This is a genomic window from Bacillus sp. SD075, from assembly GCF_017355165.1.
Lineage (GTDB): Bacteria > Bacillota > Bacilli > Bacillales > DSM-1321 > Peribacillus.
This window is the reverse complement of sequence record NZ_JADILK010000045.1, coordinates 1-25,337: the sequence shown is the minus strand read 5'-3', so window position 1 is coordinate 25,337 and position 25,337 is coordinate 1. Positions and strand designations below refer to the sequence as shown.

Sequence of the window (25,337 nt, the reverse complement as noted above, 5' to 3'; positions counted from 1 at the left end):
TTGCATTTACAGTGCTAGCCCCTTGTTTTACATTCACGATTCATATTCCTCCCTTAATCTAGTGGATATTATTTCTTATTACTACTTAAACTTGATGCAAGTGCCATGCCACTGCAAAAAGGCCAAGGCGACAGCATTCACTTAAAAAAAGTGCCGAAAAATCGGCCCATTTGGACGAATTAACGGCTCGAGTCGGACGAAATCCGGTTTGTATATTGCGGAAAAAATAGCTCACCCTATAAATAGGAGGTGTCCAAAACATGGACCAATTTGAAAAAGCCTATGAATCATATAAACAGCAGGGAACACCGCAAGCAAACCAACCTGATTCAGCAGGTAAAGAAGAAATCATCGCCGTAAGGAAAAATGAAGAGGACAATATTATCGCCATCAAGACCAACTCCGGCCGCGAACTCGACTATCCCACTGCCCTTTCGGAAGCCAAAGCAGGCATCCTGGCCAACGTTGACGTCTTTCATAAATATGGACGTGATATATTGCGGAGTGAGCCCGATGGGATAAAAGAAAATAACCTGGATCAACTACCGGAGTTTTGAGTTTTCGGGGAAACTGCCTGATATAGGCAGTTTTTTTCTGTCTGGATGCGCTAAAAAAAGAACCAGCATGATTAGCCGGTCCCTTATTGTTCATACTGATAGGATTCAGAGATTTCGAGCAGTTGGCCACAGGACTCGACAACCTCAATGATTTCCATCCATGACATGTCCAGACCCAGTTCATTAGCATGAGAAATCTTATCCCGTAATTTCCGGATGGCATTCGCATCCTTCTTCCCTTTACTTTTCGAAGGGATATGGAAGAAACTCCTCAATTCTTTATCTTTATGTATGATATCGAATTTATCACTGATTTGCAGGCACTCTATTAAATTGATATCTTCATTTTTATCGATTCTCCTCTTATATAATTCGGTTGCCTTTTCTAAACGGTCTTCACTGATCATTGGATGCCACTTACCATCGCTGAATCTATCCAGGATGATATCGCTCATCCTCATTTCCAATAAGGTAATGTATCCGAATATCAGCATCCTGATCGGAGGCTTTTGAAGGTCGGCATGGGTAATCAACTTTTTAATTGAATTATTCTCTAATACGAACACCCGTGTTTTATTCTTAAAAATATGGAGAAGCTGGATTAAAGGCGTTGAATCCGAAACCATTTCCCTTGGTGAAAAGTTTCTCAAATATTCGGATATCTTGCCTTCACCTAGTTCTTCCCTTTGGATATACCCGATGATTTCCCCTTGATCTTGCACGGCCAATATATCAAAATTCTTTTTTTCCATTGCTTTCTGGATATCCACCGCCAGATCGTTTTTATGGCAAAACACAAGCTCCTGGGCGATGCTCTTAACCGTTATATTTTCTTCATAAAGAGTTTTAAGACTAAGATAGCTGCTATTGCTTTTCCTATGGCTTCCATTTAACATCTTTCAACCTCCGCTCCAGAACACTTCTGCCCGATTCTCCACTTTATTCATAGATCGATAAAATGCATGCGGTCCCCACAAATAAAGCCCACCCTAGTGGACTCAATCTCATGTGAATCTTTTTGGCACCATTAATTAATCAAAACCATCAACTGCATTACCTACCGTGGTTTCCCCATTCCTCTTTTCTTCCCAACCTTTGCAAACATCCACCCAATCCTTCGCACCTGAATATTCAAATAATTCATCAAGCGTAAGTTCTATTGCAGAGTTCGAACTGCCGCATGCCGGGAACAATGACTCAAAGCGCTTCATCGATACATCAAGAAAAACAGCTAAATCGTTTGCCAGACCAAACGGACAAACTCCTCCGATTGCATGACCGGTCTGCTCAAACACTTCCTCAGGGGGCAGCATTCGTGCCTTGAAACCGAACGTCTGACGAAATTTCTTATTATCCACTTTCACGTCCCCAGCGGCAACAACCAAAATTGCATGTTCACCTTCCCCCTTAAAGGAAAGAGTTTTAGCAATCCGCGCTGGGATAACACCAATGGTTTCCGCTGCTTCAATCACCGTAGCACTCGATGTTTCGAACTCCATTACATCGCCTTCCCGATTCCATTGTTTAAAATGGCTTTTGACACCCTCGATCGACATTAAATATTCACTCCTTTGAAGTACATATTGAAATAATATCATCCTCCATTATAATAAATCAAAATCCTATTGGGCTACTTCTCCTGCTTGGAATCTTTTAAATTAAAACCATTCTTTACAAATTGACGAAACAAGCTTACATGGGATACTATTAATCATCGGATAAACGCCTAAACGTGGTTCGTAACCATCCCACGATAAAAAACTAGGGAGAGAGTAAAATGAATGTTCGTACACTCGTGATAAACGGGTTATTGGCTGCCTTATATGTGGCGGTCTCATTGGTATTTAAACCAATAGCTTTTGAGATGTTCCAATTTCGTGTACCGGAAATGTTGAATCATCTGATTGTATTCAATAAAAAGTATATCTACGGTATCGTCGGCGGAGTTTTCATATCGAATCTGCTCTTTTCTCCGATGGTTCCGTATGATTTGATTTTTGGGGTGGGGCAATCCCTGCTAGCTTTATTGCTTGTCATTTTTGTTTCTCGGTTCATAAAAAGCATTAAAGGACGGATGATTGCCACGATTATCTTTTTCACGTTCACAATGTTTTTAATTGCAATTGAACTGAACCTTGCTTTTGGCTTGCCATTCTGGCTAAGCTGGATGACTACGGCTGTCGGTGAGTTCGTTGTTCTTCTGATTGGTGCGCCAATCATTTATGGAATGAACAAAAGAATTAAGTTTGAAAAGTGGCTTTAAAGGAATCTTCGCGTCGTTAACCCACTATAATGGAAAAGGGCTGTCTGCATATGCGGCAGCTCTTTTTTTCACCAATGAACCCGAAAATGCTAAACTATTAGTAAGAATGGTGGTGACCCTTTGAAAAAAGTCTTGACCATAATTGGTCTACTGGTAATCGCAATATTTATTTACTTTAATGCAGAGTTGTTCACTTTGGTTTGGAAAAGTGATCTGGATTCTGTTATTGTCATATTGAAGGAAAACCTATTGCTTACATTTATTGTGACATTCGTACTGATGTTTGTACAAAATTCTTTTACAATCATCCCCTTAATTTTACTCCTGACTATCAATGTCACGATATTCGGATTCATATATGGTTATCTATGGAGTTGGTTTACAAGTGTTGTTGCCTCAGGGTTTATTTTTTATGCAGCAAGAAACTGGTTTCAGGATCTTCTCTTAAAGAAGATTGGCGAAAAATGGCAAGAAACTGTTGTGGAGCATGGCTTCATGTACATTTTTACAGGCAGGATTTTCCCGCTTATCCCAACAAGCTTAATTAACTTGGCAGCTGGAGTCAGCACCGTCCCTTTCAAGGATTTTTTATTAGCGACGGCACTTGGAAATCTTATTTACTTTTTCTTCCTATCGCTGATTCCCTATGGACTGCTATCTGTTGAAATGAACCAATATACGCTAGCTGCTCTCGCACTCCTCTCCTTACTATTCTTCATAATCTATAAGCGTGCAAAAAAGAAGAAGAAACTAACCTTCTTCAGAAAAAACAGGTGACCTCATGGGCCCCTGTTTTTTTATTTAGGATTCTGCATATATTTTTTTCGAATAGTTTGTTAAAATGTGTATGTAATTTTACCTTCGAAATGTCTTAAAATCAGGGAGAATCTCCATGTCCAAACGCTCCATCTTAGCAATATATATCCTATCCGGGATTCTTACACTAGTCGTGTTTGACTATTTTTTAACTACAAATATCCAAAACAAAGAGGTCTTCGTTCAACTTCAAAGAGCGGAAGGCTTTATTTTCCTTTTATCAATAGGCTTGATCTTATATCTTTATTTAGCTAAAAGGGAAGAATTCAAACGATTAAAAGAAGCGGAACAACGTCGGCGTACACTCATCAATTCAATGGTGGATTTCGTTAACTTCAAGGATGGTGACGGCCGATGGCTTGAATCCAATACCTTCGGGCTGCAATTATTTCAATTGGAGCATGTAGATTATAAGGGAAAAAGGGACAGCGAGCTCGCAGAATACTCCGAATTTTATAAAGAGTCGTTGATCTATTGTGAAGTTTCCGATGAAGAAACGTGGGTAAAAGGGGAAATCACAAGGTGTGAAGAAATCATCCCTCTTCCTGATGGCAATCACAAGACCTTTGATACGATTAAAGTTCCCCTGTTCAATGAGGATGGTTCACGAAAAGGCTTAGTCGTCATTGGCAGGGATATTTCTGAAAGGGTTGTCGCGGAGAGTCAATTATTCGATAGTGAACAACGCTATAAATCATTGTTTGAACATAACCCTTATCCGATGCTGATGCTTGATTTAAACGGCGTGATCACGACCGTAAATCCAAGGTTTGAAACGGTAACAGGCTTTCAACAGGAAGAAATACACGGCGCCTCATTCATTAATTTGAACTTTTCAGCAGAAGACGCGGAATTGATCCGTACATCTTGCCAATTTGTCATGGAAAACCAAAAGGGGATCAAAAAAGGGAAAGATATAGAATTCCTGACGAAGTACGGGAAGTCCATCTTACTTTCTTGTTCGTTTGTCCCGATGATGGTGGGCGAGGATTTGGTCGGAATCATAACTTATGCTAAAGAAGTCACTCAAATTCGAGAAACCGAAGCACGCTTAAGAAGAACCGAAAAATTGTCGATAGTCGGCGAACTTGCTGCAAGTGTAGCCCACGAGGTACGAAACCCGCTGACTTCTTTAAAAGGTTTCGTACAACTGCTTAAAAAGAGCGACCATCCCAATGAACAATACTACACGATCATGTTAAGTGAATTGGACCGGATCAATCTTATTGTAAGCGAGTTACTCGTTCTGGCGAAACCACAGGAACTTCCATTCAGCAAACATCAAATCATCGACCTGATGAATGATGTCAAAACCTTGTTGAAACCAGAGGCGGACTCGTACCCCACCCAAATATCAATATCTGTTAAAAACGAAATACCGCTTCTATTATGTGAGGGAAACCAATTAAAACAAGTATTCATAAACATGCTCAAGAATTCAATGGAGGCATCCGCCGATCACATTTGGATTGATTTAGAACGCATGAACAATAACCTTTCCATCACCATTAAAGATAATGGAAGCGGAATTGAAAAAAAACGGATAAAGCATCTTGGAGAGCCTTTCTATTCTTCTAAAGAAAAAGGAACCGGATTAGGACTGACAGTCAGTTGCCGAATCATAGAAGCGCACCGGGGAAAGGTCCGCTTTAACAGCGAACTAAATCATGGCACCGAAGTCCAAATCATTTTGCCCATAAACATATAAATCTGAGGACAAGCCTAAGCCTTGTCCCTTTTTTGCATGATTCAGGGCCATCCCTATTTAAACAGGGAGATGAAGAAATCCTTTATATTTCCCAAGAATGACACGGTCTCAACAGGCTGTTTCCCATTAACCTGCCCTCCCGTATTATTGGATGTATCACTCTCCGTCTTGCCAGATATGCTCATTTGCGTTGCCTCAACTTCTGCCTCTTTTGTATTGACATCATCCACGGTTTCTTCCTCATCCATATCCTTTTCGAAAACAAGGACGTAAGTACGGCGCTCCCCATCCTTTGAAACGGTAACGGAAATGGCCGTCTTCGCTTTATCCTTGATCTTCACTTCTTTACTGCTCTCACCGTCATATTCAATCGTCGCTCCATTGGCATTTGTTGTTGCACTCATTTCGACTGAAGAAACATCATTATCGACCTTGATATGATAGGTATGCTCATTAGATTCAAAAGATTTGTTCCATACTCCGGAGGATACAGTCATATTGTTCAACACTGGTGCATTTTCGCCTTCCTCGCCTAAAGGATCTGCTGACGCTACCTTCACTTTAGAATCCGTTTTTGGTTCTTGTATTGGAATACTTTCAAGTTGCTGTGCTTTCGTTACTTGGCTGACACCGCTGGTTGGTTTCAGATTATTGGAGGATTCCGCTGATGTTAAAGACGATTTATTCCCCTTTTCGGATGAAGGTTGAGCTTTACTTGTTTCTGTTGAAGGCTCCTTTTGTACTTCACCCTCTTTAGGGGCATCTTTCGTTTCGGTGTCCTTGGCCGCTGCCCGCGTAATCGTAAGCGTATATGTTTTTTCATCTCCATTTTCTGCTGTAACGATAATCTTCACCGTTTTCTTTCCGACTGGAAGGGTAACCTTTACACCAGCACTGGTTGCATCCTTTCCATCCACCTTTACAATTGCGGTACTGTCACTCAGTGTCGGTGTTACCGTAACGGACTGCACTTCATTTTCAACAGAAGCATTATAAGCTGTCATTTTAGAATTGAATGTTAAGGCTCCTTTTGATAATCCAATCGATGTTAAAAGGTTATCATCACTTTCATGTTTTTCGACCTTGAGAGTATAGGCAACCGTTTCATTTTCCCCATCGCTGACGATGATTTCAAACGTATTCATGCCAGTTTGAAGAGTTAAATCCTTCACTTTGCCATCTGTCATTTTGATACCATTCACATATATGGCTGCATTCTCGTTAGGACTTCCTGCAAGCAAGGTGATCTTTTTCACATCATTTCCCACTTCTGCAATATAGTCGTGTACATCTTCTGAAAATTTTTGATTCAGTGCTATACCCTCTATTTCTAGCCTTGAAAGGCTATTTACCGTTTGTACCTCTTCTTGAATGACGGATGTGCCTTCCACAGCCCCTGCCACGGGCACATAAGTGGATGTTCCCATTCCCACAAGGGTACCAACCAAGATTACCTTCACGCTTGTTTCTTTTAATCCCTTCTTCAGCAAAGCCTATCCCTCCTATATTTCCTGAAAACATAATAGGGCCAGGTTACCAAAAGAACCTTAATTATTTCTTAATGGGGTTTATACCAACAGGAGGATACCTATTGATTCTATCGTCAACAACTTTCTGCAAAGTGGCATTCCAAACCAATATTTATGGCTATAATGGAGATAGGAAGGCATATAACCTTTGTTATCACATTTCTAGCAAACCTCTCAAACTGCCTTTAGATAACTAATTTATTTTCACTGTTTTTTCACATTTTCCTTTTATAATGAGCTTACAATCTGATGAAAGGATGATGGCACACCAAGATGAAAAAATATTTATGGCTGGTAGTCAGCCTGTTCAGTTTGTTTATATGCCCGACAATGACTTTTGGTCATGCTACAGTAATAAGCTCTAATCCTAGTCCGAATGAAGCGTTGGATACTCTTCCTGAAAAGATCAGCATTCAATTCAGCGAGAATATACAACCAGCTTTCCATTCGCTTGAGGTATTCAGCCAAGATGGGGACAAAATTCAAATTCAAGACAGTACAATCTCGGCACAAAGTGATAAAATACTGGAAGCTAAGTGGAGAGGCACTATCAATGAAGGGATTTACTACATTAAATGGAGAGTGATTTCAAGTGATGGCCATCCCATTGAAGGAACCATTCCCTTTCAATTCGGAGATTCAGCTAGACTTTCAGACCAAGATAATTCCAAAGTGAATGCAAGTTTTCCGAATTCCATCAATGTTATCCTGCAAAGTCTTCAATACATATGCTTTGCTGCCCTAACCGGAGTTCTTTTTTTCAGATTATCGTTAATGAAGGATTCTCGGCTTTTTGAAGCCAGCAGAAGAATCCGTCTATACCTTTGGCTTTCATATGCGGGTTTAGCATTTTCCATCTTCTGCAGTCTGCCTTTAAAAGTTACGATTGATGCTGGAGTAGGTTGGACCGATGCATTTAAAGTGGGGTATATAAAAGAAGTATTGAATGCTACAAACTATGGCACGGTCTGGATCATTGAAGTTCTAATCATGCTCCTTCTATTTTTAGTGCTTTATTTCATGCTTGAGAACTCTCTGAATAAATCACTACCTTTCCTTTCTTTCATCATAATTGCCAGCTTGATGATTTGTAAGGCTTTCACTGGACATACAGCAGCCGTTCCTAATCAGGTTCTGGCCGTTTTGATGGATTTCCTTCATTTATTGTCCACGGCTTTATGGATCGGCGGCCTTATGTCCTTATTGGTGATTTTGCCTGGGCTTGCTGATCGGCAGGCAGTCCAAGAGGATAAGAAAACATTTTACTGGTCGATCATTCAAAAGTTTTCCAAATGGGCATTTCTGTTTGTACTCATACTGGTTGTTAGTGGGATATATAGCAGTTTACAGCATGTACCGACTATCCATTCATTGTTTAACACAACATACGGTCAATTGTTACTAGCGAAAATCGGTCTCATGTTAATCATGGTCGTTTTAGGAGGCATTCATTTTCTCAGGGGGAAAAAGCAAACCAAAAAACTTGGTTATAGTGTGGGAATGGAGTTTGGGTTAGGAATCGTCATTCTTCTCGTTGCAGCTCTATTGACAAATGTCCAAACTGCCATGTCTTCTCCCGGGCCCATTGAAAAGACGATACGGACTGAAGAAAATAATGAGGTTACATTAAGGGTGACTCCCAATGAAGTAGGGGATAACCTGATTCAAGTAAATCTTTCCAATAAAGGTGAGCCAATTGCTGAAATAGAGCAGCTTACGATCACGATGCAGCCATTAGATTCACCACGCAGTGAATTAAAGCTGCAGATGAAGGAGAAAAACACTGGTACATTTACATCAAAGTCTATATTGACCATGCCAGGAAAGTGGAATATCCATGTTCACGGATTAACTGAAAGCTTGGATTCAATCAATGCTGATTTTATAATATTCATAGGGAATTCATAACAGGAGGGATTTATACAATGAAAAACTTTTCAAAACTACTTATTTTCACATTTGCTGCATTATTCATTTTTTCCGGTTCAGCATATGCTCACGTTACGGTCAAGCCTAGTTCATCTGCACCTGAGGCCTGGGAAACTTATACACTCAAAGTACCTGTAGAAAAAGAAACTGCCACTACAAAGGTGACTTTAAAAGTACCTGAAGGGGTTACTTTTGAAAGCTATCAGCCTGTACCGGGATGGAAAGTAACAACGGAAGGTGACCAAGATGGCCATGTAAAAACGGTAACTTGGGCAGTAACTGATGAAGGAATAGCTGCTGGACAATTCCAGCAATTCTCTTTCGTAGCACAAAACCCCAAAGAAGAAACGAAAGTTGCCTGGGATGCATTTCAATATTACGAAGATGGTGAAATTGTTGAATGGAGCGGTGATGAAGGCTCAGACCTACCGCATTCTGTAACGGAAATCACCGTTACGCCCAAGTCTGATGCAGAAGCTGCGGACCATGGTCACAAAGATGAAGCTGACACTAATGATTCCACGCCAACTGACAATTCAAAGGATTCAGCAACAACAGAAAGTGATAACAATCAAACGCTGATCATCACTCTGGCTGTCATTTCACTAATTCTGTCCATTGTAGCGCTTTTTGCGGCTTTAAGGAAAACTAAAAAATAATCATTATGGAAGGTGCCCCCAAATTACTTGAGGCACCTTTTTCTCTTCTAGTATTCCATAACCACCGATTTACTCGGTAACCGAAGGTTTTCTGATTCTATAGTAATCTTAATCGATTTTTCAGATCTTTGTTCCGCTATCGTTAAATTAAGCAGTCCATTTCCCTGGGCTTTTTTGCTTATTCCCAGATCTTCCGTACTTTTCACCAGCTGAGCATATAATTCCGCTTCAGTTAAAAGGCGGTCAAATTCCTTTTCAGCAATCACTTTCAAGAGAGCTGCTGCACCGCTTACATGAGGCGTAGCCATTGACGTTCCGCTCAACCTGGCATATTTATTTCCTGGATACGTAGAGAGAATATCAACTCCTGGCGCCACCAAGTCAATTTCATCATTTGTATTTGAAAAATCCGCTAAATTTCTGCTTAAGTCCACAGCTCCGACTTCCACTACCTCGGGATATGCTCCTGGATAATCCAATTCATCCGTTTCTTCACGCCCATCACCACTATTTCCAGCTGCGCAGACAACAAGAATATCGTTCTGAAGGGCCCTTTGAATGAGTTTGTGTTCAGCCTCATCCGGAGGTCCGCCAAGAGAAAGTGAAATAACCGAAACCTTTTCTTCATTAGGTCCCCGCCAATTGATTGCATACTCCAGCGCTCCATTAATCCAATCTATTTCTCCTTGTCCTTGACCATTTAGGGCTTTTAACGCTAATATGCTTGCTTTCGGAGCCACTCCCACTACACCAGCATTATTAATGGCAGCCACAACCGTACCGCTAACATGTGTTCCATGTCCGTTATCATCTTGATAATCCCCGGTATTGGTAAAATCCTTCCCACCAATGATTCTTTCCTTGAGGTCTGGATGTCCTTTGTCAATACCGGTATCGATGACGGCAACTACCACGCCCTCACCATAATTGCTTTTTTCCCAAATTGCCGGTGCTTTCACAAGCTCGACACCCTCAGGTATCTTCTCTTTCACCGTTTCCATTACTTCAAGAACTTTGTAAGGTATTAATCTTTTTTCTCTTGTCATTTGATTACCCCTTCCTTCGTTCAATAAGTTAAACTGCCATCAGTGTGGGGATTTTCATCCCGTCTGGTTGCCGTCTACCGTTGAAAGAGATGAGATCAAAAAACTCTTCTCTCTTATATATACCAGATTTATGAAAATAAAAAAGAAGTTTTTGGAAAATTCCATCTAAATAACTACTTTTTATTTCTTTTTGTGTTATTATCTGGTACTCTTATTATAGAACAAACGTTCGTTTAATGCCACATTTTTTTATTCATTACTTAATTTTTTTCCAAGGGTTTTTGAGAATTAAAAAGAAGCGACTCCTAATCGAGTCAGCTTCCAAGTTGTTAAGCTGCGCCACAGCATTTTTTGTATTTTTTCCCGCTTCCGCATGGACAAGGTTCATTTCTGCCAATGACCGGTTCTGTATGTACATGCGGCATTTTAGCTGCCTTTGCACTTTCCATGATAATTTGCGTTCCTTTTTCCTTCATTTGCTGATACCGCTGTTTAAATAACTCGATTACATCTTTACTGTACTTTAATGTATCTTCCGCGATATCCATCGCCTTTTGTTTGGAAATATTATAATCCTCAAGGACAAATTGCTTATCCCCGAAAGAGACCCTCACCCCAAAATGCTGTCCTCCCTGTTTATTGCCCTTGCGCTCCTCAACGAATTCAAGGTATACTTCCTGGCAATCACATGTCTGATGCATGCAATAATAATCATATATCCAATACGATTTATCGTCGTACTTACTCTTTAAAGCAATTCCATCATCAACGCCAAAAACATCCAAATATTTTATCGCTTTTCCATCGAGTATCTCAAATGGATCAATCGTTCTCATCTATAGACACATCCTAATTCATCAAAATTTATTCTTCCTATGTATTGTACAACCTAATTCATCAATCGTCACTTTAAACGAAGTCTGACGAAGCTGAATCCCTTACATTAAAAGCCCAATTGATGGCAATAAAAAAGGCTGCGGCAGTATGTATGCACTGATGCAGCTTCCCTTCAATCCTTTATCCGATCCATGTGGTCAATTCATCGATTGGTGTTTTCTTAGCAGGTTTCGGCTCCATGTCAGGATAACCCAAGTATATGAAAGCCAATACTTCTCCCTTAGAGGATAAATTGAAAAATTCACGGACCTTGTCATGATAAGTTATTTTCCCCGTCCTCCATACTGCTCCCAGACCTAGAGAATGTGCTGCAAGAAGCATGTTTTGAATGGCACTGTTCACTGCTGCATATTCTTCTGTCACGAGGACATTATTCTTATCACTAGGCTCTATGCCCACTGCGATGATGACTGGAGCCCTTAATGGATTCTTTTTTTGCCTTTCGAGCTTGCTGATTAAACTTTCAGGGGTATCATCAGCATTTTCAATTCTTGTGATTTCTTCGAATACCTTCCCAAGTTTATTTCTTCCTTCTCCCGTCAATACAAAAAAACGCCAAGGCTCCGTTCGATGATGATTTGGTGCATACGTTCCAGCTTCAATGATTTGCTCGATCATTTCCTTAGGTACCGAGTCTTGCTTAACGACTCCTATGCTTCTTCTCGTTTTTATAGCCTCGATAGTTTCCATATTATCTCCCCTTATCCCTTTATCTCTAATAGTTTCTGCTTCAGTTCATTTTCCATAGTTGCCAATTCCTTTTCGGCTTGACGGCGTTTATGTCTGCCTTCTTCTTGAATCCGCATAGTTTCCTCAAGCGTGGATATCAAGTTAGCTTGAGTACTCTTTAATGTTTCGATATCGACAAGTCCGCGCTCATTTTCTCTAGCCGTTTCAATGGTATTCGTTTTCAACATCTCGGAGTTCTTCAATAACAAGTCATTGGTAGTCTTGGAAACCTGTTTTTGCGCCTCTACAGCATGCCTTTGCCTGATTAAGGTCAATGCAATCGCAACCTGATTTTTCCAAAGGGGAATGGCTGTCATAATCGAAGATTGTATTTTCTCGACTAGTGCCTGATTCGTGTTTTGGATCAGCCTGATTTGCGGGGCGCTTTGAATCGTGATTTCACGACTCAATTTCAAATCATGAAGCCTTTTATCCAACCGTTCAGCAAATTGCAGCATATCATTGACTTCTTGAAACTTCATTTGATCATTGCTTGATTCAGCGGACTTCCTTAGTTCCGGAATCGTTTTCTCATGGATTTCTTCGAGTTTAATTTCCCCAGCTGCAATATAGACATTCAATGCCTGGAAATATTCCTTATTCGTTTCATATAGCTTTTCAAGGATTACGATATCCGATAACAGGATATTCTTGCTCCGATCAAGTTTTACGCTGATTCGGTCAATTTGGGCCCCAGTTTTTTGATACTTGGATAGCACCTCCTGGACAGATCCCGAGAGCTTCCCAAACATACGCGCAAAAAAGGAAGGCTTATCCGGTTTTAGCTCATCCGGGCTCAGTTCGTTTAACTTTTTCATTAAATCACTGATAATATTGCCCACTTCACCCACATCCTTTTTCTGGACATGCTCAAGCATGGAATTAGAAAAGGTAAGGAGCTTTGATTGGGCGGGTGTACCATAGGATATCATCGCCTGATGATTGGTCGGGTCGATTTGTTCAGCAAGCTGATAAGCCTTTGCCCTGTTCTCTTCAGGGATGACATCAATCAGTTTAACCGGTTTCACTTCCTGGGAAGATACTTTTTCAAGCTCCTGCACACCATCAAATGGATTGGCTAAAAGGTCATCGATCAAATTGGCATTATTCGTTTTATTCAACAGGTTTGGATCATTATTATTCATCTTAACCTCCTGCTTTCATCAATTACTTGTGAGTCTTTCCTAGTTTTAATGGATTGCTTAGCAACATCCAATTCGAAGTTAAGGTTATCTATATCATCGGAAATCACTTTATATAAATCCTTTTCTATCGTATTAGTGAGTTCCTTTAAGGTTTTACGGGTCTCTGTTAAGGAAAGTTCGAGTTCCCTATTCTTTTTTGGCTGCTGTGCTAAAAAAACATATTTCTCCGCAAGTTCCATTGCGGAATCCAGATGCGAGTAATAAAATTGTTCCGCCTGGTAAAACCGCCTCGGTTCTTTTTTTGTCAGACTATATATTTTCCTGATCATTTTAATCATATCTTTCCTCTGTTTAAAAGAAGAGATATGCCTGACCGAGATTAGTGCTTTTTGCACCCGCCATATCTTTGGTTTTGCTTCAATTAAATTTTTCTTTATATATTGATATTCTTTTCTCGTCAATTCATGTTTTTTGAGATATCGCGAGGAAAAATATAAGGAACTTAGCCAATATGAAAGCACCCCTCCTGCTAAAGATATGACAACGGATAGGGCAAACGGTTGATTCAATGCAAAGTAGCTAATCATCCAGACCGGCAGAACCATTGGAAATGCAATCAATATCGGAACAAAATCAGCAAGAAATCGATTCATAATCATTACACTCCTGACTTACACTCTTTTCTTTATATACGGATTATCTTTGGGATTGGTTTCAAGATGGATAAAAGAATTTCTCCTATATACTAAACGATATAGGAACCAGATGGTTTCTGCAAATTTATTGAAATTTTTTTCTGTAAATTACCTCTTCTTCCCACCCATATGGGCTAACGCCTATTCATTTCACCGGAACATACATAAGTTATAACGTATCCATCCCGATTTTAAAAAGGAGAGTTGACTATGAATTCATACGGATTTTATCCTTTTCCACAACAAAATGGAAATCATCAGTACTTTCAGTCTAATTTTAACCCATATTTCCAACAGCCTGAACGATTTGATTATATGCCACAGCAAGATTGGAACCTTGAGCAGGTACAAGAGAATCCATATAGCCAGGTGCCCGAACCATTCGATATCGATGTTGAAAGGCAGCCTCAACAACTTGAAAGAAGAGTCCGGGAACTTGAACGTCAAAACGAGCGTCAAACGCGGGAACTCAATCGGCAGAACCAAGAAATCACTCGGATAAATCGTGAAGTGAACCGCATTAACCAGGAAATCTCCAGGCTAAGTCAAGCGGACCAGCGACATACGAATAGGTTAAACAGGCTGAATCAAAGACTGCGGGCTGTGGAAAGAAACCTAAACATCCCCTTCACCGCAACAGATGATGGTTTTTAATAAAGAAATAGCAGGAGCTCATTATGGGCTCCCGCTTTTTTTATTTTCCCGATGCCTTTTTTGAAGGCACTGATTGTCAGTACATGAGATTTAATCAAACGATTGATTAAATCTTTAAAGGTCCATAATCCTTGTCAGTGTTACAAACTGATTAATCCATTTTGAAAGATCACCGATTCGGGTTACTGTGCTTTACGATTTCACTACTTTTGTATTTTTCACTACCTTGAATGTGAACCTTGCCATCTTCTTTAAAAAAGGAGTTACCCATTATTGATTGATACACCCATTAAAAAGAAAATAGGAATTGCCATTTCCCCGCTGCCGTTTTCCATTTTCAGGAGTACTATTAAATAAAAAGCAATACGTCCCCGCCTACAACTTATTAACCGAATCTTCATCTTCCAACTTATAATAACCATCATAGCTATCGAACTGATATACATCTTCTGGCACAAGTCCGTATTTAACAACCAGCTCCATCAAATTCATTCTCACTTCTTCCAAAATGAGATACATTTCACCTTCAGGAATGTTCACTAAGTTCAGGCCCGCACCAGAATCAAGTTTCAAATCCGGCATTTCCAGTTTGTCTTTTATCTTCGTTTTGGAGTCCAGCTTGAAAGTGACCGTATCAGAGTCCAATTCATCTGCTAAACCAAGCTTTAACTCGAATTTCGCTTTTGAATAGTCTTTCTTTAAGTTATGTTCACTCGTTTGTTTAATGGTTCCTTTAAAAGCTGTGGGCCAATCAGTGAAATCGCCAACAACGAAGGTAAGATTGAAATCTCTTCTGATTTCTTGCTTCCCCCCCTTTTCTTCGTCCATATCACTCTTCATCGAAAACTTGATTTCCTTAGGCTCCCCATACTCTTCAACCTTAAAGGATGCATTAAGATTCTCTTTCCGATTATTTTCATTAAAGACCACATCATTCGTAATCTGGAACAATAGCTTTAATTCCTCATCATCTTCAGGAGAAAGTGCCACGCTAAATTCTTCAAATATCCGATTCGAACCATATGGAACGTTTTTGCTCCTCAATTCCATGTTGAGTTGATTCGTGCTGCTTCCAAAAGCCGTTGTTATTTTACGATCGATTATTTGTTCATCCTCATTAATTAGTAATATAGAAGAAAAGCCTTTAGAAAAATGGATATCTTTCATTTCTTTCTTTGCATCTTTCAGGCCGTCCACCAATTGCCGTTTCAATCCGTTTGCATCAGGACCTCCTATTTCTTTTGTCACTGCACTGTCCTTTGCCACTTTTTGTGCCCTGGTGACTATCATGCTATGGAGCTTTCCATCTTTAATCAAATGGTCCATGAAATCATTTACTAGGTTTTTAGTTTCCGAAGAAGAAAGTTTAAGTGTCACTTCCCTGACCTTGATCGTTTCTCCTGCACGTTCATACTCCACACCCTTTTTCATCGTAAAGTTTTGATCTTCTAAATTCCCCAACAGGAATGCCCCATATCGTTTTTGGATGTATTCCTGTTCTTTCTCCGTTAAATTCAAGTCTTGCCATTCAAGGTTGGATGCTTGCAAGGTTCCAGGGCCAGGATATGATGGATCGGTCATTTGCATGAACTCACTATATTCACCAAAATTTACATAAAAGAATTTTTCATATAAAATCGGTACTTTCAAACCTAGTCGATCTTTGGTTTGGAACATTTCTACATCAATTGTCCTTTCCTTCTCGACACTCAGAGCCAAATTATAATAACTTTGATTGCTTATTGGATCCTGTTCAGTTTTAACAGCAAGAGTTGCCTTGTTCAATAATTCTTGAAAGATTTCTAAATTTGGATCATTCAATAATGAATCCATTTCGATTTTGCCGCTTAGATTCACCTCCGAACTTGAAGGTTTGTTCATCATTTTCGTTTGGAATTCCAACTTATCGTCATACTTATCAGCCCAGCCTTCTTTGGATTTCTGGTATGTTTTATATTCGGAAAGAAGATAGAGCTCTTTCGGGGATTTATGAAGAATAATGGCAGTGGTTGCACTGGAAATCGTGAAAATGGCCAATATTGCAGTAATGATTAATGTTCTTTTCTTATGCCTTTTTGTAGAAGTCTCCTCTTCCTGTTCTTGTCTCATCTCGGAGGCAGCTTCCTTTTCCGATATTTGTTCTTCACCAGCAATAGGCACGCCACACGATGGGCAAATTCGAGAGTACTCGTTCACAGGATTGCCGCATGATTTACAAAGTCCCATTTTTATGCCTCTCTCCCTTTTGTTCCTCCCTACACCAATAAACCTATAATTAGTCCTTTCTCACCTCAATTCCATTCATTGTTATCTATATAGATGGCCCAAAAATAATAAGTTTCATTTCACCCCTTGTATAAATATGTAAATAACTCATGAGATAGTATCACAAATATCCCTTAAATCTTTTAAAATAAGATATTCCTTAATAGAAAAAAACAAAAAAAGAACAGGAATCATGCTTGCACCCCCGTTCTTTCCTATTTACAAAATTATCTGTTTCAACTTTTCGTTTCTTGATTCCTGTTCCTCTTGAGTAGACAAGTCATACTTCTTCAATAAATGAAAAAGTTCATTCAAAGTTTCCTGCGAATTTCCTTCTTCAAGATAACGATCCAATGTTTGACTCAATTCAGTTGGTAAAAATGCCTTTTGACTCTCAAATTTCAGTCTGACATCGTTCTGCGAATGATTAAGATTGCATGTACCCATATAAAATTCACCTCACTTGATTCTCCCATGAGTATTATAGACATTACCTTGACAATTCTTCTTCCTGCTTATAATAGTCCTCTACCTTGATGAACTCCGGCGAGGTATGTGTAGCCATGATACCATGATAACTGATATCCAACCCAAGTTCTTCTTCTTCTTCAGTGGACCTTATAGGTAGCCAAACATTTATAACTTTAAAAACAATCCATGTCAATGAAAAGCCCCAGATGCATAATACCACTAATCCTAACGCTTGAACTCCGAGCAAATGCCATCCCCCACCTGCAAACAATCCGTTTTCAGTGGAGAAAAGCCCTACCGCTATCGTACCCCACATTCCTGATGCCGCATGAACAGGAAAGGCGCCAACCGGGTCATCGATTTTTCTGGCTTCCAACCAATTTGTCGCAGCTAACATAAGCATCCCGGAAACTGCTCCAATCAGTAACGCAGCCAGATCACTAACGAATGCACAGCCTGCTGTAATCCCGACAAGGCCTGCAAGTGAGCCATTGATGACGGAAGGTGCATCCGAACGGCCATACCTAAATAGTGTATAAAGCAATGTCATCGCCCCTCCTGATGCAGCTGAAAGCATCGTGACAATGGCAATATGGCCAATGCGTCCATCTGTAGCTTGCAAGGTGCTTCCTGCATTAAACCCAAACCAGCCAAACCATAAAAGGAATGCCCCAACAGATGCCAATGGGAGATTACTCGGCAGCGAAATGGAACTAGTCCCCCGTGAAGTGAATTTACCTGCTCTCGGCCCGATTACAATAGCAGCCGCAAGTGCAGAAAAACCTCCTAAGGCATGAATGACCGCCGACCCTGCGAAGTCCTGCATGCCCAACCCGCTTAACCAGCCACCTCCCCATAACCAGTGACCGGCAATCGGATAGATGAATGCCGTCATCATTACGACAAAAATAAGGTACGCCCGAAAATTAATTCTTTCCGCAACTGCTCCCGAAACGATGGAAATAACGGCGATGACGAATGCTCCTTGAAATAACCAGAATGCATCCATGGAAATCGTAAGGTCGATGTGCGACAAATCACCTTTCAGCAGAAAGCCGCTTGCTCCGATGATTCCAAATACATCCATTCCATACATTAAGCCAAAACCAACCATGAAGTAGCAAAGCGTTCCGATCGTAATATCGGCAAAAACCTTCATGATGATGTTCACATTATTCTTCGTACGGACGAACCCTGCCTCCAATAGAGCAAATCCGCCCTCCATTAATAGAATCATGGCTGCTGTCAGAACCACCCAAATCGTATCCAAGCCAGCGTTTAACGTTTCTAGAGTCATCTTGGTGTTCCCTCCGCTTTCTGCCAGGCCATTATTTCATTAATGATGTCTGATGGCAAATTCATTTCCCGTTTTTCCGGTTCAGCTTCAAGTAAACCGATTACCTCATTTAAAAAAGCAACCTTCTGTTTTAGTTTCTCGATTTGTTTATATCTATCTTTAACATTAACCAAATGCTCAACTGCCTGATGATGACTTGGGGCACGCCCTGTAAAAAAACGTTTAAATGGTGATAGGGATTGATACCAAGCTTCCTCAGATCTTCGTTTTTGCTCATATTTAAGAATTTTACCTTTGATCGTTTCAATTTCCGACTCCTGTTTACTTTTATGGAATAGCAGTCCTTTTATCACTTCTTCAGATGAAATTTCAAAAACAACTCTACTATATAAATCATCCCTAATATAAATGTCATACCACCTCACGTAATCACGTTATATTTCCTATCATTATATTTATAATTCTGAATTCAGTCAATAATTAAACAATAAAAACGATTCTCACTACGAATAGAGCCGATTTTAACAAGGCTTCCGCATGTTCCCATTTAATCAAACGTTTGATTAAAGGAATGGGCTCGTCACTTGATTCAATTTCTAGAGAAATTTGGAAGGTATAGATAATCATTTTTTCCTTACTCTAATAAGGCAGTTACAAACTTAGGAGGTTCCTATATGACAGTAATAAACGATGTCAAAACAACTTTAGCAGGGCTAAAAAGCGCTCAAGCGAGCTTTGAAACCTTCGCCCTTTCGACAGATAATGAGCAAGCCAAACAACTATACCAACAAGCTGCCCAACAAACACAAACGATCGTGGACAGCATCACTCCTCGTATTGAAGAGATTCAAAATGAGGAACCTCAATATAAGCAATAATCATTCAAATAAAAAAGGTTGGTTAAAACAACCAGCCTTTTTTATATCTTTCAATCCCAAGTCAGACGGCAATCATAAGGGACAAGGCTTGAATATACCTTAAAGTTACATACCAGCAATCCAACCTAAAGCTATTGGGAAAGGACGAAATCGCGGATGCAAAGCTATGAATTGCATGCGTTTACCTCGTAACCGGTCGTTTTTAGAATTTGATTGACAGGAACATTAGAAAGTCCTTAATACAAGGATTTCAAACGGATAAAGCCTTATTGAATGAACGGAAGAAGTGATGCTGGGATGTTAACGCTAAAAGGAAAAAGCGGAATTCCATCCAACAGGAACATCGGCAATTTCAAACTCAAGTGGAAATGAAAAGATCAGTAATGGCCGGCGGTTACAATGACTTCACGGACCAGACAGCTGGAAATCCAATGGTAGGAATATGAATATCCATCGCTAAGTTCCTTATCGGATTTGGGGTGACCGAATTGGCCGCTTCGCTCCGGATAGTAATACCGCTATATCCGCCGCAACCATAGAATACCGGTCAGAAGGTTTCGGAAATGGCTGCAATATATTCAAATTAGCTGAATCAATTATGTTATTCCTTGGTTTTATCACAGCATTGGTAATGACTATAATCATACAATGGGGGGTTTATAATGCTTACAGGTCATCGCACATGGGTGTTTGATCAAAGTCCTGTCATCGTTTCTACAGGAACCGTTGGCGGTCCATTTGAAGCAGATGGTTTGCTTGCGGATGATTTCGATCTTCTCCATTCCGATTTATGGATAAATCAAGATACTTATGAAAAGGCACATAAAGTCTTATTGGAAGAAGCGAGTACAAAAGCAATAGAAAAGGCGGGGCTTCAAAAGGAACAGATTCAATTTTTCCTTGGAGGCGACCTTATCAACCAAATAACCCCTACGAGTTTTGCCTGCAGAACACTAGGGACACCTTATCTGGGCTTATTTGGTGCCTGCTCAACCTCCATGGAGGGATTGGCTCTTGGTGCATACCTTGTCAATACAAAAGGGGCAGAGTACTTATTGACAGGAGCATCCAGTCATAACGCCGCAGTAGAAAAGCAATTTCGCTACCCAACTGAATACGGAGGGCAAAAACCTCCAACAGCCCAATGGACTGTTACGGGGGCCGGCGTAGCGTTATTAAGCAGTGCCGGGGAAGGCCCAAGGGTCACATCAGCTACGATAGGACGTGTCATTGACATGGGATTGACTGATCCTTTCAATATGGGAGGTGCAATGGCCCCGGCCGCTGTGGATACGATTGAAGCCCATTTAAGAGAACGGAACCTCGACCCATCCTATTATGATTTAATAGTGACTGGGGATTTAGGAAAAATCGGACATGAAGTTTCATTGGAATTATTTAAAAAACATAATACACCGATTAAAGAAGAGCAATATAAAGATTGCGGTTTAATGATATACAGGGATGGGCAACCGGTCCTGGCCGGGGCAAGCGGCCCTGGATGTTCCGCAACCGTTGTTTATGGCCATTTATTGAATCGCATGAAAAAGGGAGAGATAAAACGATTGCTCGTCGTGGCTACCGGTGCCTTGTTATCTCCCCTATCCTTTCAACAAAGTGAGTCGATTCCATGCATTGCCCATGCCGTATCGATTGAATATGGGTGAAACCACGAACATGATTACTTATGTAATCGGGCAGAAAAGGTTTGATGGATTGAAACACACGCCTGCCCCATAATGGATGAACATTCGAGGTTGCTGAGATTGTTTCCGTAGCCTTCTCCTTTACGGAAAAGCATGCTGGCATGTTTGAAGTAAACTGTGCTGGAATAAACATCCACGGAGTGTTCCGAGCGATTATTTTTAGACCTAAAGAAAAGGAGGATGCTGTATGACGATAGCTTCTAATGTAAAACAATGTGTCTCTAGCCTGAAAGGAGTTGAAGCAGGCTTATCCAGCTTAGCACTCCTGACTCAAGATGAAGAATCTAAACGCATCTTGCATGAAACGATGCTGGTGGTGAATGAAGTTATGAAGGATGTACTGAAGCGCGTGGGCGAATTGGAACGGGAAGAACCACAATATAAAGGTTTTTAAAAACAATGATCAAGCAGGAGGTGTTTGGTAATGCCGGAGTGGATAGAAATTCTTTTGCGTTCATTTTTCTTTTTAATTGTTCTTTTTTTGATCACAAAAGTGTTAGGAAAAAAACAATTGTCCCAGCTCTCATTTTTTGAATATGTAACGGGCATAACCATTGGTAATGTTGGGGCAGAATTAGCTACGAAAGTGGAGGGCAATATTGTACATGGTGTACTGTCCATTCTCGTTTTTGCCATAGCCCCCTTCATTGCTGGATTAATATCCCTAAAAAGTAAAACTTTCCGTGATCTTGTGGAAGGAAAAGCATCGGTTTTCATCAAAGATGGAAAAGTCATGGAAGATAACTTAAAAAAAGAGAAATATACCATTGATGAATTGTTAGGATTGCTCCGAAAAAAGGATGTCTTCGATATCTCTGAAGTTGAGTTTGCCTTATTGGAAGCCAATGGGGATTTTTCCGTCATGTTAAAGAAGCAAAATCAACCTATAACAGCTAAGGACCTTAACCTGCCATCGGCTGCAGTAAAGGAACCCCAAACCATCATTATGGACGGCGGCATACTCGATGAACCGCTTTCCACGATTGGACTGAACCGAAATTGGCTTCATACTGAACTGGATAAGTTGGGGGTAATCCTTGAGAATGTATTTCTTGCCCAAGCTAATTCTAACGGAGAATTAACTGTGGACCTTTTTGATGATAAACTTAAAGTTCCTTCTCCTCAAGAAAAACCTCTTATGCTCGCGACTATGAAAAAATGTCAAGCGGACTTAGAGTTATTTGCACTTGGAACTGAATCAAAGGAAGCTAAAGAGATGTTTAGCAAAAATAGCGAAAAGCTGCAAAAGGCAATAGATGACGTGGCCCATATCTTAAGGAACTGATTATATACTCATTTCCTCACTTTCATAAGCGAAGTGATCAGTCCAATGATGACGATTGTCACACATGAAAAAAGAAAAATTTCGATACCTAAAGTGAATGCTGCAGCTGAAATGATCAGTGTATCTATGACGATAATCGCAAAAGCAATATCCAAGGAAGTAGATTTTGCGATGATTTTGGCTAACATATCCGTTCCGCCGCTGCTTGTCTCATATCGAAGCATGAGCCCTATACCCATCCCTATGATGGCACCGCCAATCAAAGAGCTTGATAGTATCGAAATGGAAAAGACCTTTTTCAATGGACTTAGCCAATCCATAAAAAGGGATGTCAAAAGCAATCCGTGAATGCTGCTATAGAAAAAAGGCCGTTCATAGTACCAGGCATATAAGAATATAGGAATACTTAGGATCAACATGGATAGTCCCGTTTGAAAACCAAAGAAATAATGAAGGATGAGTGCAATCCCAATTACGCCGCCATCTATCAAATGATGAGGAACCAAAAAGCCATTGATTCCAATGCCCACCAAAAAACTACCAACAATTACAGCCATCGCTTTTTGAAAATTAATAAAATCACCTTGCCTCCCAATCCATATATTTCTAATATATGTCCAAGTCAGTTCGTCAAGAATAAACATGCAAAAAAAAATCCCCCTCCCTTTACTCCTATTCGGCAAGATGAAAAAGGTCCCGGTCATTTAGACCGGGACTCACAGTTTGTAGACAGAAAACGTATCTTTCATCATAACGTTCCCGAACCAACTGACCCTAAGCGATACTCCAACCTCTTCAGGCATAGTTTCTTTCTACCTATATTCCATAACAAAGTTGATCGGAAGGGACGGTGCGGGACACCTGCGGGAAAAGCGGCGGAAATCAACGTCCAAATTGTACAAGCCAGAAAAAAAATGTAGGCAAACTCGATTTTCATCGAGTTTGCCTACATTCTGAGGGCCCAATCCCATTATTTCAACTCTAATAACACTACATTTTCTACATGTGTCGTCATTGGGAACATATCGACAGGTTGGATATCAACTGCTTTATATCCGCCTTCTTCCAAAATATGAAGATCACGAGCCAGAGTGCCTGGGTTGCATGATACGTATACGACTTTATTAGGTTTCATCTCAATGATCGTATTCAGAAGGGATTCTTCGCAACCTTTGCGAGGCGGATCCACTACTACGACATCCGCAGCATTGCCCTTTTGATACCATTCGGCAATAACGTTACCTGCATCGCCAACCATGAATTCCGCATTTGAGATTTCATTCAATTCAGCGTTGCGCCGTGCATCTTCTATCGCTTCTTCGACCACTTCGACACCGATTACTTTTTTCGCTTTTTTAGCTAAAAATAAAGAGATGGTTCCAATGCCACAATAGGCATCTATCACCGTTTCTTCACCCGTCAGCCCAGCATAGTCAAGGGCTTTATCATACAGGACTTTCGTTTGGTCTGGGTTGATTTGGTAGAAGGATTTTGCTGAAATCGCAAATTTCACATCACCGATCATATCATGAATCACTTCGTCGCCCCATAGTAATGTCATTTTATCGCCTAGGATAACATTCGTTTTTTTGGAATTCACATTTTGGACGATGGATTTAACTTGCGGAAGACGTTCAATGATTTCCTTCACGATGCTTTCAATGAAAGGGATACTATTCGTTCTTGTCACGAGAACAATCATTAATTCGTCTGTTTGCTTGCCATAACGGGCCATGATGTGGCGCAATACACCTTTATGTGACTCTTCATTGTAAGCAGGGATACCAAGTTTACCGAAAATCTCTTTAACCACTTGAACGGCTTCATTGACCAATTCATTTTGGATAATGCTTTCTTTCGTTTCAACAATTTCATGTGTCCGTGGTTTGAAGAACCCTGCTATTAGCTTGCCATCCTTTTCACCAACAGGCACTTGAGCTTTATTGCGATAATGGGTTGGATTCCCCATCCCGATGATCGGGTGAACCTTCACATCCTCAAGTTTCCCTATGCGTGTCATCACTTCACGTACTTGCTTTTCCTTGAATTCCAACTGTCCTTCATAGCTCATATGCTGCAGCTGACAACCACCGTATTTATGGTAATCTTCAGTCGTGACCTCAACCCGGTATGGACTGTTGTCGATAATCTCCATCAAGCGTCCGAAGCCATAACCCTTATTAGCCTTCATCACTTTAATTTTTGCTTTTTCACCAGGAAGGGCGCCCTGAACAAAGATTGGGTAGCCATCCACTTTAGCGACGCCAGCCCCTTCATGTGTTAAATCTTCAAATAAAACCTCTATAATATCATTTTTAGCAACTGGTGCTGTTTTTTTCATATCATCTTCTCTTTTCTTTTTTATGCTAGCCTGTATTTTACCACAATAGAGGCCTTGTCACAAAACCACTCACCAATTTACCCTGGTTTTCATAAAAATATAGTGGAAGGAATTACGGATTTTTCATAGTTCCATGAATAAAAGTTCTATAAAAAAAGAAAAATAAGGAAAAATAGATGAGGTGAGGAAATGGGTTTATTTAACTCTATATCAGCCTGGAATGCTACAAGGTTAGAAAAACATCGAGCAAGTATGGAGCAAAAAGGACTCTGTCCGGATTGTTACGGACGCGGATACAGCTCCTTCGTACCTACGGAATATCATTTTTCCGATATACACGACTGTCCCGGCTGTAATGGCACCGGAGCATACGCTGATTGGGCAGCCATGAATGGGCAGCAAATGTAATGCATACAGTGCCAAATTTCAAATGACTAAAAAGGACCCCCTGTTAAACAGGAGGTTCC

General features: G+C 40.4%; 25 protein-coding genes, 1 pseudogene and 1 riboswitch. Of the genes and pseudogenes, 12 read left to right on the top strand and 14 right to left on the bottom strand.

Annotated elements, in window-relative coordinates; translation table 11 throughout:
* Window positions 1-260 precede the first annotated feature (260 nt).
* Window positions 261-557 (top strand): DUF3892 domain-containing protein, encoded by a 297-nt coding sequence (locus IOC57_RS21105; protein WP_207440542.1) that lies wholly within the window; start codon window positions 261-263, stop codon window positions 555-557.
* An 83-nt stretch (window positions 558-640) separates the two neighbouring features.
* Here IOC57_RS21105 and IOC57_RS21100 read toward each other — a convergent pair whose 3' ends face one another.
* Window positions 641-1,453, bottom strand: coding sequence for a DUF294 nucleotidyltransferase-like/CBS domain-containing protein (locus IOC57_RS21100; protein ID WP_207440541.1), 813 nt, complete (start codon window positions 1,451-1,453; stop codon window positions 641-643).
* Between the two features lie 135 nt (window positions 1,454-1,588).
* A complete protein-coding gene (locus IOC57_RS21095) occupies window positions 1,589-2,113 on the bottom strand; it encodes a YbaK/EbsC family protein (protein WP_207440540.1) in 525 nt (174 codons plus the stop codon).
* A 170-nt stretch (window positions 2,114-2,283) separates the two neighbouring features.
* A riboswitch (PreQ1 riboswitch) is annotated at window positions 2,284-2,328 on the top strand.
* A gap of 6 nt (window positions 2,329-2,334) precedes the next feature.
* Here IOC57_RS21095 and IOC57_RS21090 point away from each other — a divergent pair.
* From IOC57_RS21090 to IOC57_RS21080, 3 genes are all read left to right on the top strand, one after another.
* Window positions 2,335-2,820 carry a QueT transporter family protein gene (locus IOC57_RS21090; protein WP_207440539.1) on the top strand — a complete coding sequence of 162 codons (486 nt, stop codon included), beginning with the start codon at window positions 2,335-2,337 and terminating at the stop codon, window positions 2,818-2,820.
* Window positions 2,821-2,940: 120 nt separating this feature from the next.
* Window positions 2,941-3,597 carry a TVP38/TMEM64 family protein gene (locus IOC57_RS21085; protein ID WP_207440538.1) on the top strand — a complete coding sequence of 219 codons (657 nt, stop codon included), beginning with the start codon at window positions 2,941-2,943 and terminating at the stop codon, window positions 3,595-3,597.
* A 115-nt stretch (window positions 3,598-3,712) separates the two neighbouring features.
* Entirely contained in the window at window positions 3,713-5,344 is a 1,632-nt protein-coding gene (locus IOC57_RS21080; protein ID WP_207440537.1) for a PAS domain-containing sensor histidine kinase, read from the top strand.
* A 53-nt stretch (window positions 5,345-5,397) separates the two neighbouring features.
* Here IOC57_RS21080 and IOC57_RS21075 read toward each other — a convergent pair whose 3' ends face one another.
* Window positions 5,398-6,834 (bottom strand): cadherin-like beta sandwich domain-containing protein, encoded by a 1,437-nt coding sequence (locus IOC57_RS21075; RefSeq protein WP_207440536.1) that lies wholly within the window; start codon window positions 6,832-6,834, stop codon window positions 5,398-5,400.
* A gap of 312 nt (window positions 6,835-7,146) precedes the next feature.
* Here IOC57_RS21075 and IOC57_RS21070 point away from each other — a divergent pair, with 312 nt between their 5' ends.
* Complete coding sequence (locus tag IOC57_RS21070; protein ID WP_207440535.1) at window positions 7,147-8,781, top strand: copper resistance CopC/CopD family protein; 1,635 nt, start codon at window positions 7,147-7,149, stop codon at window positions 8,779-8,781.
* Between the two features lie 17 nt (window positions 8,782-8,798).
* Complete coding sequence (locus IOC57_RS21065) at window positions 8,799-9,461, top strand: YcnI family copper-binding membrane protein (protein WP_207440534.1); 663 nt, start codon at window positions 8,799-8,801, stop codon at window positions 9,459-9,461.
* A gap of 47 nt (window positions 9,462-9,508) precedes the next feature.
* Here the strand turns inward: IOC57_RS21065 and IOC57_RS21060 are convergent, their stop codons facing one another.
* The 5 genes and pseudogenes from IOC57_RS21060 to IOC57_RS21040 form a co-directional block, all read right to left on the bottom strand.
* Window positions 9,509-10,507, bottom strand: a complete 999-nt coding sequence (locus tag IOC57_RS21060) for a S8 family peptidase (RefSeq protein ID WP_207440533.1) — start codon at window positions 10,505-10,507, stop codon at window positions 9,509-9,511.
* A 329-nt stretch (window positions 10,508-10,836) separates the two neighbouring features.
* Window positions 10,837-10,914 (bottom strand): annotated as a pseudogene (locus IOC57_RS26775) (SEC-C metal-binding domain-containing protein); the annotation flags it as partial.
* A gap of 610 nt (window positions 10,915-11,524) precedes the next feature.
* Window positions 11,525-12,094: a nitroreductase family protein gene (locus IOC57_RS21050; RefSeq protein WP_207440532.1), complete on the bottom strand. Its 570-nt coding sequence runs from the start codon at window positions 12,092-12,094 to the stop codon at window positions 11,525-11,527.
* An 11-nt stretch (window positions 12,095-12,105) separates the two neighbouring features.
* Window positions 12,106-13,278 carry a toxic anion resistance protein gene (locus tag IOC57_RS21045; protein ID WP_207440531.1) on the bottom strand — a complete coding sequence of 391 codons (1,173 nt, stop codon included), beginning with the start codon at window positions 13,276-13,278 and terminating at the stop codon, window positions 12,106-12,108.
* A complete protein-coding gene (locus IOC57_RS21040; RefSeq protein WP_207440530.1) occupies window positions 13,275-13,931 on the bottom strand; it encodes a 5-bromo-4-chloroindolyl phosphate hydrolysis family protein in 657 nt (218 codons plus the stop codon). Before IOC57_RS21040 ends, IOC57_RS21045 begins: the two co-directional genes overlap by 4 nt.
* A 357-nt stretch (window positions 13,932-14,288) precedes the next feature.
* Between IOC57_RS21040 and IOC57_RS21035 the strand changes: the two genes are divergently transcribed.
* Window positions 14,289-14,627: a hypothetical protein gene (locus IOC57_RS21035; RefSeq protein ID WP_207440549.1), complete on the top strand. Its 339-nt coding sequence runs from the start codon at window positions 14,289-14,291 to the stop codon at window positions 14,625-14,627.
* Window positions 14,628-15,002: 375 nt separating this feature from the next.
* Here the strand turns inward: IOC57_RS21035 and IOC57_RS21030 are convergent, their stop codons facing one another.
* The 4 genes from IOC57_RS21030 to IOC57_RS21015 form a co-directional block, all read right to left on the bottom strand.
* The gene (locus IOC57_RS21030; protein WP_207440529.1) at window positions 15,003-16,853 is read right to left on the bottom strand and encodes a zinc ribbon domain-containing protein; all 1,851 of its coding nucleotides are present in this window, start codon (window positions 16,851-16,853) and stop codon (window positions 15,003-15,005) included.
* Window positions 16,854-17,111: 258 nt separating this feature from the next.
* On the bottom strand, window positions 17,112-17,339 hold the full coding sequence (locus tag IOC57_RS21025; protein WP_207440528.1) for a group-specific protein: 228 nt from the start codon (window positions 17,337-17,339) through the stop codon (window positions 17,112-17,114).
* A gap of 43 nt (window positions 17,340-17,382) precedes the next feature.
* Entirely contained in the window at window positions 17,383-18,660 is a 1,278-nt protein-coding gene (locus tag IOC57_RS21020; protein WP_207440527.1) for an ammonium transporter, read from the bottom strand.
* Complete coding sequence (locus IOC57_RS21015) at window positions 18,657-19,085, bottom strand: hypothetical protein (RefSeq protein ID WP_207440526.1); 429 nt, start codon at window positions 19,083-19,085, stop codon at window positions 18,657-18,659. Before IOC57_RS21015 ends, IOC57_RS21020 begins: the two co-directional genes overlap by 4 nt.
* A gap of 249 nt (window positions 19,086-19,334) precedes the next feature.
* Between IOC57_RS21015 and IOC57_RS21010 the strand changes: the two genes are divergently transcribed.
* The 4 genes from IOC57_RS21010 to IOC57_RS20995 all read left to right on the top strand — a co-directional run bounded on the left by IOC57_RS21010 (window position 19,335) and on the right by IOC57_RS20995 (window position 22,529).
* On the top strand, window positions 19,335-19,538 hold the full coding sequence (locus IOC57_RS21010; RefSeq protein ID WP_101224998.1) for a DUF1657 domain-containing protein: 204 nt from the start codon (window positions 19,335-19,337) through the stop codon (window positions 19,536-19,538).
* Between the two features lie 662 nt (window positions 19,539-20,200).
* A complete protein-coding gene (spoVAD, locus tag IOC57_RS21005) occupies window positions 20,201-21,205 on the top strand; it encodes a stage V sporulation protein AD (protein WP_207440525.1) in 1,005 nt (334 codons plus the stop codon).
* Between the two features lie 226 nt (window positions 21,206-21,431).
* Window positions 21,432-21,638, top strand: a complete 207-nt coding sequence (locus IOC57_RS21000; protein WP_207440524.1) for a DUF1657 domain-containing protein — start codon at window positions 21,432-21,434, stop codon at window positions 21,636-21,638.
* Window positions 21,639-21,668: 30 nt separating this feature from the next.
* Entirely contained in the window at window positions 21,669-22,529 is an 861-nt protein-coding gene (locus tag IOC57_RS20995; RefSeq protein ID WP_207440523.1) for a DUF421 domain-containing protein, read from the top strand.
* Between the two features lie 8 nt (window positions 22,530-22,537).
* On the opposite strand, the gene IOC57_RS20990 is transcribed toward IOC57_RS20995, so the two are convergent.
* Together IOC57_RS20990 and rlmD are read right to left on the bottom strand one after the other, a co-directional pair.
* Window positions 22,538-23,173 carry a YitT family protein gene (locus tag IOC57_RS20990; protein ID WP_207440522.1) on the bottom strand — a complete coding sequence of 212 codons (636 nt, stop codon included), beginning with the start codon at window positions 23,171-23,173 and terminating at the stop codon, window positions 22,538-22,540.
* A gap of 326 nt (window positions 23,174-23,499) precedes the next feature.
* Window positions 23,500-24,870 (bottom strand): 23S rRNA (uracil(1939)-C(5))-methyltransferase RlmD, encoded by a 1,371-nt coding sequence (gene rlmD, locus IOC57_RS20985; RefSeq protein ID WP_207440521.1) that lies wholly within the window; start codon window positions 24,868-24,870, stop codon window positions 23,500-23,502.
* A gap of 189 nt (window positions 24,871-25,059) precedes the next feature.
* Between rlmD and IOC57_RS20980 the strand changes: the two genes are divergently transcribed.
* Window positions 25,060-25,278: a methionine aminopeptidase gene (locus IOC57_RS20980; protein ID WP_207440520.1), complete on the top strand. Its 219-nt coding sequence runs from the start codon at window positions 25,060-25,062 to the stop codon at window positions 25,276-25,278.
* Window positions 25,279-25,337 lie beyond the last annotated feature (59 nt).